The sequence below is a fragment of the Streptomyces sp. bgisy159 genome, assembly GCF_057707805.1.
Genome location: NZ_JBYIQX010000062.1, coordinates 1 through 15,273 on the forward strand (window position 1 = coordinate 1; position 15,273 = coordinate 15,273).

Consider the following 15,273-nt stretch of genomic DNA (forward strand, 5'->3'; position numbering starts at 1 on the left):
CCACTCACCACTCCCTACAATTCCGCCCGCGTATAATCTCGGGGCCGGAAAACGATACCCCCAACATCTCCCCGATGACACGCAACCACCACAGAACCACCTGCCACGGGACCCACCGAATCCCAACCGCACGACCGAAACGATGGACGAAGCTGCCAGGCTCACGATGGCAGGACTGCCGGAAGGATGCGGCGCAGCCACCCTCGGCAGCGCCTCTGCCGCGCAAGCTCAACAGCCTTCGGTCTCAGCCGCCCAGAACATGGGCTCCGGAAGCTCCACCCTGGAGCAGGCGCTGCCTCCGTCCTTGCCCAAGCCGACCAGCTGCCGAGCGCGGTGCTGAAGCTCCTGCAATGAGACGCTCTGCCGCAGATGGCCTCAGCGGGCTGGCAGTGCCCACGCCGCCGCAGCCTTCCGAAGCGCTCCGTTCGAGCTTCAGCGAGGTTGCCGATCACCAAGGAGCGGGTCAGGGCGTGACGGTGTGCGTGTCCGTGCCGGTGGAGCCGGCGAAGTCGGCGCTGCCGGGGTACGCGGCGGTGATGGGGTGGGTGCCGACGTTCAGTGGCACGTTGACGGCGGTGGTGGCGCTGCCGTTGACGAGAGGGGAGCTGACGGAGGAGCGGTTGGCGATGGTGAAGGTGACGCTTCCGGTGGCGGTCCCGGCTCCGGGCGCGACAGGTGTGACGGTCGCTGTGAGGGTGAAGGGCTGTCCTGGCCGCGATGGGTCTGGGGAGGAGACCAGCGTGGTGGTCGTCAGTGCCCGGTTGACGGTGTGCGGGTCGGTGCCGCTGGAGCCGGCGAAGCTGGTGCTGCCGGTGTAGGTGGCGGTGACCGTGTCGGGGGCGTCTCTCCTGCTGGTGTAGGGGCGGGTGACAGTGGCGCTGCCGGAGGCGAGGGTGGCGGTGACGAGGCTGCTGCCGTCGCCGAAGTTGAAGACGACGGTGCCGGTGGGCGTGCCTGCTCCGGGGGTGACGGGTGCGACGGTGGCGGTGAATGTCACTTGCTGGCCGACCACCGACGGGTCCGGAGCGTCGGCCACGGTCGTAGTGGTCGCCGCGCGGTTCACGGTGTGCAGTGCGGCGCCTCCGGAGGAGACGAAGTCCAGGTCGCCGCTGTAGGTGACGATGACCGCGTCGGGGCCGCCGGAGCGGCTGGTGTAGGAGTGGCTCACGGTGGCCGTGCCGTCGGTCAGGGAGACGGTGGCAGGGGTGGCACCGTCGCCGAAGTCGAGCGTGACGGTGCCGGTAGGGGTGCCCGCACCGGGGACGAGGGGTGCGACGTCGGCGGTAAAGGTCACCGCTTCGCCGACCACCGACGGATCCGGCGCCGACGTCACGGTCGTGGTGGTCAGAGCCCGGCGCACCCTGTGGGTGTACGGGCGGGTGGAGCCGGTGAAGTCCGCGTCGCCGTCGTAGGCGATGGTGACCATGTACGGACTGCCCGCGGCGCTCGTATAGGTGTGGTCGGTGGTCGCGACCGCGTCGGTGAGGGGCAGGGTCACGGGCGCGGTGCCGTCACCGAAGTCGAGCGTGACGGTGCCGGTGGGGGTGCCCGCACCGGGGGCGACGGGCACGACAGTGGCGGTGAAGGTCGCCGGCTCGCCCACCACGGACGGGTTCGGTACGGACGCCAGCGCCGTGGTGGTCGCCAGCCGGTGGAGGAGATGGCCGCGACGGCGGCCCGGCTGCTCGTGGAGCAGCTGGCCGGCACCGCCCAGCAGCCCTCGTCGGTGGTCTTCGAACCGGAGCTGGTGATCCGCGAGTCGGCCTGACCCTCGGTGCCGGTCCGTCCGGGAGCGCACCGAGGGTCGGCCACCCGGGCTCAGGACACGCTGCTCCGGTGCGCACGGATGATCTCCGCGTAGCGGCGCCCGCTGCTCTTCAGCGTGCGCCGCTGGGTCGCGTAGTCCACGTGGGCCAGACCGAACCGCTTGTCGTATCCGTACGCCCACTCGAAGTTGTCCAGCAGCGACCAGGCGTAGTACCCCGCCAGCGGGGCGCCCTTGCGCACCGCGCGGGCACAGGCGGCGAGGTGCTCCTCCAGGTACCGGGTGCGTTCGGGGTCGTGCACGCTGCCGTCGGCGGCGACCGTGTCCGGGTAGGCGGAGCCGTTCTCGGTGATGTAGAGGCGGCGCACCCCGTAGTCCTCGGTCAGGCGCATCAGCATGCCCTCCAGGCCCGCCGCGTCGACCGGCCAGTCCATGCCGGATCGGGGCACGCCGGGCACCCTGACCTCGCGGGCGTACGGCACCGGGCCCTCGGGGTCGTCGGTGACGACCACCGGGAAGTAGTAGTTGAGGCCGTGCCAGTCGGTCGGCGTCGCCATCACCTCCAGGTCGCCCGGCCGCTCGGGCAGCTCCACTCCGTACAGCTCACGCATGTCGGCGGGAAAGCCGCGCCCGTACACCGGGTCGAGCCACCAGCGGTTGCTGTGGCCGTCCATGCGGACGGCGGCCGCGGTGTCCTCGGGGCGGGCGGAGGCGGGGTCGACCGTGGAGTGGTTGGTGACCAGGCCGATCTGCGCCCCGGGCACGGCGGCCCGGACCGCCTGCACCGCCAGGCCGTGTGCGAGAAGGAGGTGGTAGGAGGCGCGTACGGCCGCGGTGAGGTCGGTCAGGCCGGGGGCCATCCGGCCCTCCAGGTGCCCTATCCAGCCTGAGCACAGCGGCTCGTTGAGGGTGGCCCACCGGGTGACGCGGTCGCCGAGCCGGGCGGCGACGACCGAGGCGTAGGAGGCGAGGTGTTGCGCGGTGTCCCGCTCCGTCCAGCCGCCGCGGTCCTGGAGGGCCTGCGGCAGGTCCCAGTGGTACAGGGTGACGAAAGGGGTGATGCCGGCGGCGAGCAGGGCGTCGACGAGGCGGTCGTAGAAGTCGAGACCGGCCGGGTTGACGGGTCCGTCGCCGCCGGGCAGAACGCGCGGCCAGGCGATGGACATGCGGTAGCCGTCGGTGCCGAGTTCCCGCATCAGGGCGATGTCCTCGGGCCAGCGGTGGTAGTGGTCGCACGCGATGTCGCCGTGGTCGTCGTTGTCGACCTTGCCGGGGGTGTGGGAGAAGGTGTCCCAGATGGACGGGGTACGGCCGTCCTCGGCCACCGCACCCTCGATCTGGTAGGCGGAGGTCGCGGTGCCCCAGGTGAAGTCGGCCGGGAAGGCGGCCAGGTCGAGGGCGTGCGGGGCTGCGGATTCGGACACGGAAGACCTTCCAGGGATGCACGGGGAAGCGGGAGAAGGGCAGGAGCCTCGCGCGGGCGCTACTTCACGGCACCGGCGGTCAGACCGGTGATCAGGTAGCGCTGGAGCAGCAGGAAGCCGGCGACGACCGGCACGCTCACCACGAGGGACGCCGCCATGATCTGGTTCCAGTACACGTCGTTGAGCGTGGAGTAGCCCTGGAGACCGACCGCGAGGGTCCGGGTGGTGTCGTTCGTCATGACGGAGGCGAAGAGCACCTCGCCCCAGGCGGTCATGAAGGCGTACACGGCGACCGCGATGATGCCCGGCACGGCGGCCGGGACGATCACCCGGAACAGCGCACCAACCGGACCGCACCCGTCGACCTCGGCCGCCTCGTCCAGGTCACGCGGGATCGAGTCGAAGTACCCGATCAGCATCCAGATGGAGAACGGCAGGGAGAAGGTGAGGTAGGTGAGGATCAGTCCGCCGCGGGAACCGAACAGGGCGATGCCGGTGGCGTTGCCGATGTTGACGTAGATGAGGAACAGCGGCAGCAGGAACAGGATGCCGGGGAACATCTGCGTCGACAGCACGGTGACCGTGAAGACCCGCTTGCCGCGGAAGTCGTAGCGGCTGACCGCGTAGGCGGCGAAGACCGCGATGGCCACCGAGCAGACGGTGGCGGCGCCCGAGACGATCAGGGAGTTGACGAAGTAGTCCGCGAGCGGGACGGTCTCCCAGATGTCGACGTACGGCCGGACGGTGAGCCCGGAGGGGATCCACTGGAACTTCTCCGACACGTCCTCCAGCGGCTTCAGCGAGCTGGAGAGCATCACGTACACCGGCAGCAGCACGAACACGGTCAGGCCCGTGAGGAAGATCCGCCGGGTCCACAGGAAGGACGGCGGGGCGGACATCGGCGAGCGCGGGGCGCGCCGCTTCGAGGTGTCAGGCACGGGCCTTGCCTCCCCGGCTGGTGACCAGCAGGTAGACACCGGTCACGACGAGCAGGAACAGCAGCAGCAGGACGGACATGGCCGAGCCGGTGCCGAAGTTCCAGGTCTGGAACGAGGACTGGTAGATGTGCAGGGAGATCAGGTCGGCGGACTCCGGGGCCGCCTTGCCGAACAGCACGAACGGTGTGTTGAAGTCGTTGAACGTCCACAGGAACAGCACCAGCACCAGCACCTGGTTGACGGGGCGCAGCGACGGCAGGGTGATGTGCCGGATCTGCTTCCAGACACCCGCCCCGTCCAGGGCGGCCGCCTCGTACATGTCCTTGGGGATGTTCTGCAGGCCGGCCATCAGGGTCAGGAAGGCGAACGGCCAGCCCTTCCACACCGACACGGTCAGCAGCGCCCAGAACGCGTTGTCGCCGACGAGCCAGAAGGCCGGGTCGTCGCCGATGCCGAGCTGGTCGTGCAGCACGTGGTTCACCAGGCCGTTGTCGCGCTGGAACATGAACACCCAGGTGATGACGGCGGCGTAGACGGGCAGCGCGTACGGGACGAGGAAGAGGGTGCGCAGCAGGCCCCGGCCGCGGAACTTCTCCTGGAGGAAGACCGCGGCGGTGGTGCCGATCAGCCAGCACAGGCCCACCGAGCAGACGGTGAACAGGCAGGTGGTCAGGAACGACTTCAGCAGTGCCTCGCCCACCGGGGCGTCGAAGTCGACCGCCATCCGGAAGTTGTCGAGGCCGGCCCAGGGGGCGTCGGACCAGTTGGAGATGTAGAACTGGGTCAGTTCCTTGAAGCTCATGACGATGCCCATGAGCATCGGCACGAGGTGGACGAGGAGTTCGAGGACCAGGGCGGGCAGGAGCAGCAGGTAGGGCAGTGAGACGTGGCGCAGCCGCCGCCCGGAGCGGCGGGGGTTCCGTTGCGCTCCTGGACGGTCGTGCTTGCCCGTCGTGCCCGGTCCGGTCCGGTCGTGGCGGGATGCGACGGTCGTGGTCATGGGAGGATCGCGCCTACTTCTTCGGCATCTGCTGCTGGGCCTTCTCGAGCTTCGCGCGCACCGACTCCGTGGTGACGGGGCGGCCGGCGGCGGCGTCGGCGAAGAGGTCCTTGACGGCGGTGCCGACGACGGTCTCGAACTGGGACTCCTCGGGGACCTGCGGCAGGGCGGCGGCGCTGGTGGCGAGGGTGTCACGCAGCACGGCGACGGCGGGGGCGGCGAAGGCGGCGTCCTGCTGGGCGCTCTTGACCGGCGGGATGGAGCCGTAGGCCTTGTTGAGGATCTTCTGCTCCTCATCGCTGGTCATGAACTTCACGAACTCCAGTGCGCCGTCGAGGTTGTCGGTGTTCTTGAACACCGACAAGTTGATGCCGGCGACCATGGAGTTGGTGGCCTCACCGGTGCCGGGCCGGCCGGACTGGACGGGCGCGGGCGCCACGCCCCAGTCCTCGTCCTTCATGCCCTGGGCCTTGAAGGTGGCGGAGGCGGTCTGCCAGAGCACCATGCCGGTCTTGTCGTTGGAGAAGTCGCTCAGGGACTGGTTCTGGGCGTACTCGGCGTTGCCCGGGGCGACGATCTTGTGCTTGGCCATGAGGTCGACGTACTGCTTGACCGCGGCGACCGCGCCGTCGGAGGTGAAGTCCGGCTTGCCGTCGGGGGTGAAGAAGTCCGCGCCGTGCTGTTTGCCGAGCACGAAGACCTGGTGGATGTTGTTGGAGAGGTTGGAGCCCTCGACGCCGATGCCGTTCTTGCCCTCGGCGGTGAGCTTCTTGCCGGCGGCGATCACCTCGTCCCAGGTGGCGGGCGGCTTCTCGATGCCGGCCTGCGCGAAGAGCTTCTTGTTGTAGTAGAGGGCGTACGCCATCGAGTACAGCGGCACGGCGGCCGGGTCCTGGCCCTGGACGCCGGTCGAGCCGAGCGCGGACTCCACGAAGCGGTCCTTGCCGCCGATCTTGTCGAGGTTCTTCTCGTCCCAGGGGAGCAGCGCGCCGGTCGCCTGGAGCGAGGCGGACCAGGTGTTGCCGATGTTGAGGACGTCCGGGCCCTGCCCGGAGGTGGTGGCGGTCAGGATCCGGTTCAGCAGGTCCGACCAGGGCACGACCTCCAGCTTCACCTCGATGCCGGTGGCCTGCTCGAACTTGTCGAGCTCGGGCTGGAGGACCTTCTTGTCGACCTCGATGCTCGCGCCCTGGTTGGAGGCCCAGTAGGTCAGGGTCTTGGGCGAGTCGTTCGACCCCCCGCCCGTCGAGGAACCGCCTCCGCAGGCGGCCGCGGTGAGTGCGAGGGACAAGGTGACGGCGCCGGTGACTGCGGCTCTGATTCTGCGCATGGCTGCTCCGGACCCTTTCAGGGGAGGGCGTGGGAACCGGCACGGCGAGCACCCGACAGGCTCTCCGTACGGCTTAATTTAGGTCGTGAGTTAATAGCTATGAGAAGGGTGGGTCAAGGCCCCCGCCACGGGTATGTTGAGGGCGGGGAGCCGGAGGACAGGGGGCGAAGTGCCAGCGAGGAGTGGCCGCACGGTGCGTGACCTGCGGCGCGAGAACCGAGCCGCGGTTCTGCAACGGTTGTATTTCGACGGGCCGCTCAGCCGCCTCGCCCTCGGCCCCGCCATCGGGCTCAGCTCCGGCTCGGTCAGCAACGTGGTCGCCGAACTCGTCGCCGACAAACTGGTCGAGGAGGCCGGCAGCGTCGACTCCGCCGGGGGCCGGCCGCGCACCCTGCTGCGGGTCAGCCCTGCGGGCGGCTGCATGATCGGCGTCGACATCGGCGAGACCCGCGTCAGGATCGAGCTGTTCGACCTGACGCTCACCGAACTCGCCCGCACCGAGCGGGCCCTGTCCACCACCGGGACCGACCGGCACGCCCGCTACGACGTCGCCGTCGTCGTCCGGCACGTCCAGGACGGCGTCGCCGAAGTGCTGCGCCGGGCCGGTGTCCCGGCCGAGCGGCTGCTCGGCGTCGGCATCGGCGTACCCGGCATCGTCGAACGCACCCCGCAGGACGGCGCCGTGGTGCACGGCCAGACCATCGGCTGGGACGGCGTCCCGCTGGAGCGCCTGCTGCGCGAGAGCGGCAGCCTGCCGTCGAACGTGCCGTATCGCATCGACAACGGCGCCAAGACCCTCGGTCAGGCCGAGATGTGGTTCGGCGCCGGGCGCGGCGCGCGCAACGCGGTCTTCGTCCTCTTCGGCTCCGGCGTCGGCGCCAGCCTGTTCTCCGAGGACATGGGACCCGGCCGGGCCGTCGAATGGGGCCATCTGACCGTACGGGTCCGGGGCCGCCGCTGCCGCTGCGGCACCCTCGGCTGCCTGGAGGCGTACGCGGGCGCGGAGGCGCTGCTCGACCGGTGGCGGGAGGCCGGCGGCACCCCGCCCGAGGGCACCCACGAGGAGACGGCGCTCACCGCGATGCTCGCCGCCGCCTACCCGGACAGCACGCGGGCGGAGCCCGACCGGACCGCCCTCGCCGTACTGGAGGAGACCGCCGAATACCTGGGCGCCGGCCTCGCCGACCTCATCAACCTCTTCCGACCCGAGCGCATCCTCGTCGGCGGCTGGGCCGGACTCCAGCTCGGCAGCCGCTTCCTCGACGCGGTCAAGACCCACGCCATGGCGTACGCGCTGCGCCACCCCGCCGCGCGCACCCGCATCGACCTGGGCAGGCTCGGCCCCGAGGCGGTCACCGTCGGCGCGGCCATCCTGCCCCTCGCCGACTTCTTCGCCCGCGGCGGCCACCGCCCCAAGGAGCAGCCCAGCGCACCGGCTCCGGCGTGGCGGACGGCGATACGGGACCGGATGACGTCGTGAACGCTCCTCCCCTCCTGCCGTGGCGACCGTGTTGCCGAGCGCGGTGCCGGGTCAGGTGCTCACGCCGGTCGAAGCCTCGCGGTTCCCGGCCGGTTCCGGCAGGCCGGTGGGACCGGTCGGCGGCGGGGTGTCGCCGGCGGCCGGTTCGGCGCTCTCACCGAGGAAGCCGCCCGACTGGTGCTGCCACAACTTGGCGTAGGCACCGTCCGCGGCGAGCAGTTCCCCGTGCGTGCCCTGTTCGACGACGCGTCCCCGGTCGAGGACGACGAGGCGGTCCATGCCGGCGACGGTACTCAGGCGGTGGGCGACCACCAGGGCCGTGCGTGAGTCCATCAGCCGCCACAGGGCGTCCTGCACGAGGAGCTCGCTCTCCGAGTCCAGCGCGCTGGTCGCCTCGTCGAGCAGCAGGATCGGGGCGTCGCGCAGGATGGCCCTGGCGAGAGCGACACGCTGGCGCTGGCCGCCGGAAAGCTTCACTCCCCGCTCCCCCACCAGGGTGGCGAAGCCGTCGGGGAACCGGCCGGCGAACTCCGTGACGTGGGCGGCCGCGGCCGCCGCACGGATCTCCGCGTCGGTGGCGCCGGGCCGGGCGAAGGCGATGTTGTCCCGCAGACTGCGGTGGAACATGGCGGGTTCCTGCGGGACGTAGGCGATCAGTGAGCGCAGGTCGGCCTGGCGCAGCCGGCTGATGTCCTGACCGCCGATCAGGACGCGTCCGGCGTCGATGTCCGACATCCGCAGCAGGAGCCGGGTGAGGGTGGTCTTGCCTCCGCCGGACCTGCCGACCAGGCCGATCCGCGCTCCTGCGGGCACGTCCAGGTCGAGGCCTTCGAAGATCGGCTCCGCACCGGCGTGGGCGAACGTCACGGCCTCGAAGCGGATGCCGGTGTCCCGTGGGGACAGCGCTTCGGGATCCGGTGGATCGAGCACGGTCGGCGGGTCAAGCAGCAGTTCGGTGAACTGGGCGGCCTCCGTCATCGAGCTCTCCAGCCGCCGGTAGATCTGGTTGAACTCGAACATGATCTGGGTGGCGTTGGAGTAGTAGGTGAACGCCACCACGATCTCCTCCACCCCCCGGCCCTGCCCTCCGAAGGCGATGGCGACGAGCAGGCCCAGCACGTTGGTCAGTACGGACATGGGGGCGATGAGGGTGTCGACGCGCAGATTGCCGTAGTCCCACGACTTCAGCGTCAGGCGCCGGGAGTCCGCGACGCGGCTACGGTGCTCCTCGGCCTCCCGCCGCTCGGCGGCGAACGCCCGGATGGTCTCCATGTTCGTGAGGCTGTCGGCGACATGGCCGGAGACCCGTGCGATCGCCGCCTCGCGTTCGTTGACGAGCGCCTGACGGCGCAGGACGAGAGGCGCCGCGGCCACCGCGGTCACGGCGATCATCAGCAGGAGGCCGACGACGAGCATCGGTGCGTAGCTCCACAGGACCACGGCGCCGAACACCAGGGGCACGAGGCTGCCCACGATCCGGTACGTCAGCGTGTCGACGAAGTCCTCGAAGCGCTTGCCGAAGCTCAGCACCCGTTTGGTCAGCGAGCCGGCGAAGTTGTCGTGGAAGAACGCGGCGTCCTTGGCGAGGAGTTCGTCCATGCCGCTCACGTACAGGTGCTCCATGCCGAGGGCGTCCACCCGGTTCAGGCAGTGCTGCCCGATCCGCCACACGGCTTCGGCGAGCAGCAGCGCCGCGCCGAAGCCCAGCACGTACGGCAGTGCGGAGGTCAGGGTGAGGCCACCGTCGTCGGCGGCCTGCCCCGCCAGTCTGGCGATCAGCAGAGGGGCCACGTAGCGGATGCCGATGTTGCCCACGGCCGGCAGAAACAGCGCGGGCAGGGCGAGCCGCCGTAGTCGGAACAGCTCCTGGCCGTAGCGGCGCAGCGCGAGAACGACCGCGCTCCTGCCCGGCGTCGGCCTGTGTACGTCTGGGGTCGCCATCACACTCCTGGGGGTCGGAATCCGGAAGTCTCCCGCGGGAGGACGGCACCGGTCCAGGCATTTACCGCGGATGGGCGACAACCGGACACTCCCCTGACGCTTCCCACGTCAGTCGGCACGATGGCCGCATGGCCCCGTCTGACACCGGTCCGCAGATTCGGGGTGACGTTCGCGCCGCTGTCCCGGGCGGGGTGCGGGCGTTCAAAACGATCGTTGCCGCCCGGCGAGGCGGCGGAGGCAGGCCGTGAACCCGGCGGGCGGCGGCGTCATCCCCCGATGCGGGTCAGGGTCTTCAGCGCGGGGATCACCGCGCGCAGGTCGTCGCCCTGGACCGACGTGGTCGCACGGGCGCCGGTGGCGGACGGGGCGTTGAAGGCGATGCCGAGGCCGACGGAGTCGAAGAGGGGGCCGTCGGCGGCGCAGGCGCCCACCGCCGCGCAGTCCTCAGGGGTGACGCCGAGTTCGCCCGCCCGCCGACGGGCGAACTCGCTCTCGTCCGTGAGGACGGTCATGTCGCCGGTCTTGCCCGTGAAGCGGCCCTGCGACGCCTCCAGGGGGCATCCGAAATAGGAGTGGGCACCGAACCGGTCGGCGAGGTGTGCGCCGACCGGGGCCCAGGTGAGGCTGGAGATGACCGGCACCAGACCGTTGCCCCAGCACCAACGGGTCGTCTCGGGGACGCCCGGGAGCAGGGGCAGGCCCGTGAGCTGCGTGTGCAGGGCCCCCTCGGCGATCCCCGCCCAGCGCGCCGCGTCGGTCTCCCCGGTTTCATGCAGGCTCGACGGGCCGCTCAGGCCGAGGCGCTCCTCGAGCAGGCGGGAGAGGCTGCCTCCCCGGACCAGGACGCAGTCCAAAGAGAAGAACACGGCGGCGGTGTGAGCAGACATGAGTCTTCGACTATGCCACCCGTGAGGGGGCTCACACCAGAGATGTGAGTGATCCTTCACGACTGGTCACATCGTGATCGCTCCAGTCCGCCGTGCGCCGCCTTCCGGGCCGTCGTCAGGGGCATCGTGTCCCGTCGTATGTTCCCTTCGGAGTCCACGACCGGGGGGACCTCTACAAGAGCGCTGACCAGATCAGCGACACCGTCCTCGACGCGCGGCGCGGCATGCGGTCAGGGACGGTCAACGCACTGAGGTGTGGCGCAGGCGTCCGGCCCACGCGGGGGTTTGCAGCGCGTCGGCCGCGTCACGGGGGATGCTCAGGTGGACGTCGCGGCTGTGGTCGTCGTCCGGGGTCGGGGTGATGAGGACCGTCCACGGGATGGGATTCGCCGGGAACTCGAACCAGAACGGCCGCCCGGCGCCGAACTCGACGGCGTAGACAGGGATCCGGCTGGAGTTGTTCAGGGCGACCGTGCCCTCGAACGCGTCCAGGGCCATGCGGCTGAACACGCGGCCGGAGCGGCCGGCCGAGCGCTGGGCCTCCAGGAAGGCGGCCTCCTGGCGGATCCGGTCGGGGGTGACGCGGTCCAGGGCGGCCCGTGCGGCCGCGACCGTGTGCGCCAGGGGTTCCTCCCGCAACTCCCGGGCCGGGAGCACGGCCGTGGTGTTGGAGACCGCGTTGCCCCAGTAGCCGTCCGGGAGGCTGCCCTTGAGCGCGGTGCGCAGCCCGACCACGATCCCCAGGCGTTCCTCCGCGCCGGGTTCCCGGTCGCGCAGCGCACCGAGGACGCGCCACAGGTGCGCCCCGAGTGCGTCGCCGCTGGACGCCGGCGGCCGGTCGGCGTCCTGGCCCGCCCGCGCCGTCTCGCGCAGGGCGAGGACCTCGCCGGCGGTGAACCGGACGGTGAGCGTGCGCATCTTCCGCGCTCCGGCGTTGACCTTCCAGAGGAACCCGGCCTTCTGCCGTGCGGTGACCACGGTGTACTGGGGGTCGTCCGGTGCCGGACGTACGCCGTCGGCGAGTCGGCCGAGCAGGGCACGGTCGTACGGCGCGGCCCGGGTCTCCTCGTCGGCGTGCGTGCGGGACCAGTGTTGCAGGAAGTCCAGGTAGCCGGTGCCGTCGACCACGGCGTGGTTGATGGAGACGCCGAGCACGGACCCGCCGCCGCGCATATGCGTGACCTTGACGGAGAGCAGGGGCGTGTCGTGGCCGACGACGCGGAAGGCGTTGACGGGGTGGATGTAGCGGCGCAGGTCCTGCCGCGCCGGCCGGTCCGGCCCGTAGTCGGGCATGGCCCGGTCCGAGTGGGCGACGGAGAGGACGGCGCCGGCGTCGTCGCACGCCACGGCGAGTCCGCCGTCCGGATCGCGTACGAGGCGTCCGGTGAGCAGCGGATAGTGGGCGAGCGTGCGGCGCAGGGAGTCCTCGACGGCGTCGTCGTCCAGCGTCCGCCGGTAGAAGAAGGTGCGCGGCGTGGCGAACGTGCCGTTCATCAGGTCGTGCACGCCGAGCCGGACACGCACGCCGTACGGCGCTCCTGCGCGCAGGACGACGGTGCGCCCGGGGTTGCCCACCGGCGGGCGGCCGATCTTCATGGGAGTCTCCAGGGACGGGCGGGGGGCCCGCGCCGGGCCCGGCACCTCAGCCTGCCGGGACGGGACCCGTGAATCCCCTAGAACTTGCGGCGGTGCACACGGCCGCCCTCACGACGGGTCCCGGCGGTGGTCAATGTTTGGTGGATCCCTAGATTCGGCCGGTGTTCCTGGCCCGGGGGCACGGCCGCGTGCTGGTCTGGGGTTCCCCCGATCGAACGATACGGGCGTGGGGACCCGCTTCGACTGCGAGCCGGCCGTACGTCTCGTCCCCACCGGCACACACAGGAGGCCATCAGCCGTGGGGAACGACAAGACCGAGATCCTCGACCTGGTCCGCGATTACCACCGTTCCACCGTCTCGTCGGGATTCGTTCCGGGTGTCACCCCGGTGCAGGCCTCGGGTGCGGTGCTCAGCGAGGACGACCGGGTGGCCCTGGTGGAGGCGGCGCTCGACATGCGCATCGCCGCCGGTGTCAGCTCGCGTCGGCTGGAGCGTGCGCTGGCGAGGTACTTCGGGCTGCGCAAGGCGCATCTGACCAATTCCGGTTCGTCGGCCAACCTGCTGGCGCTGGCCAGTCTCACCTCACCGCAGCTGGGCGAGGACCGGCTGAAGCCGGGTGACGAGGTGATCACGGTCGCCGCCGGCTTCCCCACCACGGTCAACCCGATCCTGCAGAACGGTCTGACGCCGGTCTTCACCGACATCGAACTGGGCACCTACAACGCCTCGCTGGAGCGCGTGGAGCAGGCGATCGGCCCCCGCACCCGCGCCATCATGATGGCGCACGCCCTGGGCAACCCCTTCCAGGTGAAGGAGATCGCCCAACTGGCCCGGGACCGCGACCTGTTCCTCATCGAGGACAACTGCGACGCGCTGGGCAGCACCTATGAGGGGCAGCTGACCGGCACCTTCGGTGACCTCGCGACGGAGAGCTTCTATCCCGCCCATCACATCACGACGGGTGAGGGCGGCTGTGTTCTCACGGACAACATGGTCCTGGCGCGGATCGTGGAGTCGATGCGGGACTGGGGCCGCGACTGCTGGTGCGAACCGGGCGAGGACAACCGCTGTTTCAAGCGGTTCGAGCAGCAGATGGGGTCGCTGCCCGAGGGCTACGACCACAAGTACATCTTCTCCCACGTGGGTTACAACCTGAAGTCGACCGACGTGTCGGCGGCGCTCGGGCTCTCGCAGCTGACCCGGATCGACGAGTTCGGCAGGGCCCGCCGTCACAACTGGGAGCGGCTGCGGAAGGGCCTGGACGGGCTGCCGCACCTGCTGCTCCCGGAGGCGACGCCGGGCAGCGACCCGAGCTGGTTCGGCTTCGCCATCACCGTGGAACCGCACGCCCCGTTCGCGCCGGGCGCCCTCATCGACCACCTGGAGTCCAGCAAGGTCGCCACGCGTCGCTTCTTCGCGGGCAATCTGACCCGCCACCCGGCGTACGAGGGGCGGGAGTTCCGGGTCAGCGGGCCGCTCACCAACAGCGACATCACCACCGAGCGGACGTTCTGGATCGGCGTGTACCCGGGCCTGACCGACGAGATGATCGACCACAGCATCAACACCGTGATGGAGTACGTGACGCTGCCGCACTGACGCCGTGAACGCCCGCGGATGGGCCCGGCACCTTCCGGTACCGGGCCCGCCCCGTCGCCGTGGGCGGGTGCCCGCCGCTCAGCCCGCCGCGGGGGACCGCGCGGCCCAGGCCTCCAGCAGGTCCGCGGCGCGGGGCGCGCCACCCGCCTGCCGTACCGCCTCCCGCATGCGGGCCAGGGCGGCCGGCGCCGCCGGGTCGCCGAGGAGCCCGGCCACCGTGTCCGTCAGGCTCCGGGCGGTCAGACCGGCCCGGGGCAGCGAGCGGCCCACCCCGCACTCCTCCAACCGCTGTGCGCTCAGTACCAGTTCGTGTGCGTGAGGCAGGGCGACCACGGGCGTTCCGTAAGCCAGGGACTCCATCAGGCTGCCCATGCCGGCGTGGCACACGAACACGTCGGCATGCGGCAGTACGGCGGGGTGCGGCAGCCAGGAGTGGGCCTCGACATGGGCCGGCAGCGGCCCCAGGAGCGCGGGATCGGTGTCCCGGCCGAGGGTCATCACGACGTGCCACGCGTCGGCGGGGAACGCCTCGGCGCACAGCCGGAAGAGCCCGCCGCGGTCCCCCGACTCCGTGCCCAGCGAGACGAGGGCGATCCGCCGCCCGTCGCTGGGCGGCGACCACAGACCGGGGCCGGGCTCGGTGAAGGCGGGGCCCACGAAGGCGAACCGCTCGTCGAAGCCGTCCCCCTCGATCTGGAAGGCGCGGGGCAGGAAGACCAGGTTGCGCTCGTCCCACTCGGTGCCGTAGCGGCCCATCTCCTGCGGGCCGATGCCGTGTCCGCCCATGAAGTCCACGAGCACTCTGGCGCCCTCCGCCATCAGCGGGTGCCCGGGGTCCCACAGCTGGGCGCGCAGGGAGAACTTCTCGTTGGCCGCGTGGCTCGGGCAGACCTGCACCGGCACGGCGTCCAGGACGCGCGCGGCGACCCTGCCGGCGGCGACGGTCTCGAAGTCGTAGAGCAGCACGTCGGGCGGGTCGGCGGCGAGGGCGTCGCGTGCCGTGGGGAAGACGGTGCGGACGGTGTCGACCAGGAGGTCGTAGCCGTCGCGGGCGAGCCGGTCGGGGCTCGGGTCGGCGCTGCGGTAGAACTCGCCGCGCGCGGAGGTGTAGGTGACGGCGCGGGCCCCGCAGTCCTCGACGAGTGGAGCGAACCGCTCGTCGACGACGTAGGTGACGCGGTGGCCGCGGGCGATGAGTTCGCGGGTCACTGCCAGAGTGGGGGCGATGTGGCCGAAGTCCGCGAAGAGCAGCAGGGCGTAGTGGCGGGCGGGGGTGGGGGTGCCGGGCGGCATGGCTCTCCGATGGGTGTTC

12 protein-coding genes are annotated in these 15,273 nt (G+C 71.0%); 3 read left to right on the forward strand and 9 right to left on the reverse strand.

Annotated elements, in window-relative coordinates; all coding sequences use genetic code 11:
* Positions 1–463 precede the first annotated feature (463 nt).
* Positions 464–1,696, reverse strand: coding sequence for an Ig-like domain repeat protein (locus tag AC3ET3_RS33505; protein WP_435613511.1), 1,233 nt, complete (start codon positions 1,694–1,696; stop codon positions 464–466).
* On the opposite strand from AC3ET3_RS33505, the gene AC3ET3_RS33510 reads away from it, so the two are divergent.
* Positions 1,652–1,768, forward strand: coding sequence for a substrate-binding domain-containing protein (locus AC3ET3_RS33510; protein WP_435613513.1), 117 nt, complete (start codon positions 1,652–1,654; stop codon positions 1,766–1,768). The genes AC3ET3_RS33505 and AC3ET3_RS33510 overlap by 45 nt on opposite strands.
* 50 nt (positions 1,769–1,818) lie before the next feature.
* On the opposite strand, the gene AC3ET3_RS33515 is transcribed toward AC3ET3_RS33510, so the two are convergent.
* The 4 genes from AC3ET3_RS33515 to AC3ET3_RS33530 are packed head-to-tail and all read right to left on the reverse strand — an operon-like array spanning position 1,819 to position 6,457.
* Entirely contained in the window at positions 1,819–3,189 is a 1,371-nt protein-coding gene (locus AC3ET3_RS33515) for a GH1 family beta-glucosidase (protein ID WP_435613501.1), read from the reverse strand.
* A 59-nt stretch (positions 3,190–3,248) separates the two neighbouring features.
* A complete protein-coding gene (locus AC3ET3_RS33520) occupies positions 3,249–4,088 on the reverse strand; it encodes a carbohydrate ABC transporter permease (RefSeq protein ID WP_432158697.1) in 840 nt (279 codons plus the stop codon).
* A 31-nt stretch (positions 4,089–4,119) separates the two neighbouring features.
* Positions 4,120–5,127: a carbohydrate ABC transporter permease gene (locus tag AC3ET3_RS33525; protein WP_435613502.1), complete on the reverse strand. Its 1,008-nt coding sequence runs from the start codon at positions 5,125–5,127 to the stop codon at positions 4,120–4,122.
* Between the two features lie 13 nt (positions 5,128–5,140).
* Complete coding sequence (locus tag AC3ET3_RS33530) at positions 5,141–6,457, reverse strand: ABC transporter substrate-binding protein (protein WP_432139687.1); 1,317 nt, start codon at positions 6,455–6,457, stop codon at positions 5,141–5,143.
* Between the two features lie 169 nt (positions 6,458–6,626).
* On the opposite strand from AC3ET3_RS33530, the gene AC3ET3_RS33535 reads away from it, so the two are divergent.
* On the forward strand, positions 6,627–7,937 hold the full coding sequence (locus AC3ET3_RS33535; protein ID WP_435613503.1) for an ROK family transcriptional regulator: 1,311 nt from the start codon (positions 6,627–6,629) through the stop codon (positions 7,935–7,937).
* 51 nt (positions 7,938–7,988) lie between these two features.
* On the opposite strand, the gene AC3ET3_RS33540 is transcribed toward AC3ET3_RS33535, so the two are convergent.
* The 3 genes from AC3ET3_RS33540 to AC3ET3_RS33550 all read right to left on the reverse strand — a co-directional run bounded on the left by AC3ET3_RS33540 (position 7,989) and on the right by AC3ET3_RS33550 (position 12,361).
* Positions 7,989–9,878 carry an ABC transporter ATP-binding protein gene (locus AC3ET3_RS33540; RefSeq protein WP_435613504.1) on the reverse strand — a complete coding sequence of 630 codons (1,890 nt, stop codon included), beginning with the start codon at positions 9,876–9,878 and terminating at the stop codon, positions 7,989–7,991.
* A gap of 266 nt (positions 9,879–10,144) precedes the next feature.
* A complete protein-coding gene (locus AC3ET3_RS33545) occupies positions 10,145–10,765 on the reverse strand; it encodes an HAD family hydrolase (RefSeq protein ID WP_432139690.1) in 621 nt (206 codons plus the stop codon).
* Positions 10,766–11,005: 240 nt separating this feature from the next.
* Complete coding sequence (locus tag AC3ET3_RS33550; RefSeq protein WP_435613505.1) at positions 11,006–12,361, reverse strand: acyltransferase; 1,356 nt, start codon at positions 12,359–12,361, stop codon at positions 11,006–11,008.
* A gap of 298 nt (positions 12,362–12,659) precedes the next feature.
* On the opposite strand from AC3ET3_RS33550, the gene rfbH reads away from it, so the two are divergent.
* Positions 12,660–13,961, forward strand: a complete 1,302-nt coding sequence (rfbH, locus tag AC3ET3_RS33555; RefSeq protein ID WP_432139692.1) for a lipopolysaccharide biosynthesis protein RfbH — start codon at positions 12,660–12,662, stop codon at positions 13,959–13,961.
* A 78-nt stretch (positions 13,962–14,039) separates the two neighbouring features.
* Here rfbH and AC3ET3_RS33560 read toward each other — a convergent pair whose 3' ends face one another.
* On the reverse strand, positions 14,040–15,254 hold the full coding sequence (locus AC3ET3_RS33560; RefSeq protein ID WP_432158688.1) for a macrolide family glycosyltransferase: 1,215 nt from the start codon (positions 15,252–15,254) through the stop codon (positions 14,040–14,042).
* Positions 15,255–15,273: the final 19 nt, after the last annotated feature.

Excerpts from the sequence above, each read along its gene's own strand:
- AC3ET3_RS33520 (WP_432158697.1), bottom strand. The coding sequence starts at position 4,088 with ATGTCCGCCCCGCCGTCCTTCCTGTGGACCCGGCGGATCTTCCTCACG.
- AC3ET3_RS33545 (WP_432139690.1), bottom strand. The coding sequence starts at position 10,765 with ATGTCTGCTCACACCGCCGCCGTGTTCTTCTCTTTGGACTGCGTCCTG.
- AC3ET3_RS33525 (WP_435613502.1), bottom strand. The coding sequence starts at position 5,127 with ATGACCACGACCGTCGCATCCCGCCACGACCGGACCGGACCGGGCACG.
- AC3ET3_RS33540 (WP_435613504.1), bottom strand. The coding sequence starts at position 9,878 with ATGGCGACCCCAGACGTACACAGGCCGACGCCGGGCAGGAGCGCGGTC.
- AC3ET3_RS33530 (WP_432139687.1), bottom strand. The coding sequence starts at position 6,457 with ATGCGCAGAATCAGAGCCGCAGTCACCGGCGCCGTCACCTTGTCCCTC.
- AC3ET3_RS33560 (WP_432158688.1), bottom strand. The coding sequence starts at position 15,254 with ATGCCGCCCGGCACCCCCACCCCCGCCCGCCACTACGCCCTGCTGCTC.
- AC3ET3_RS33550 (WP_435613505.1), bottom strand. The coding sequence starts at position 12,361 with ATGAAGATCGGCCGCCCGCCGGTGGGCAACCCCGGGCGCACCGTCGTC.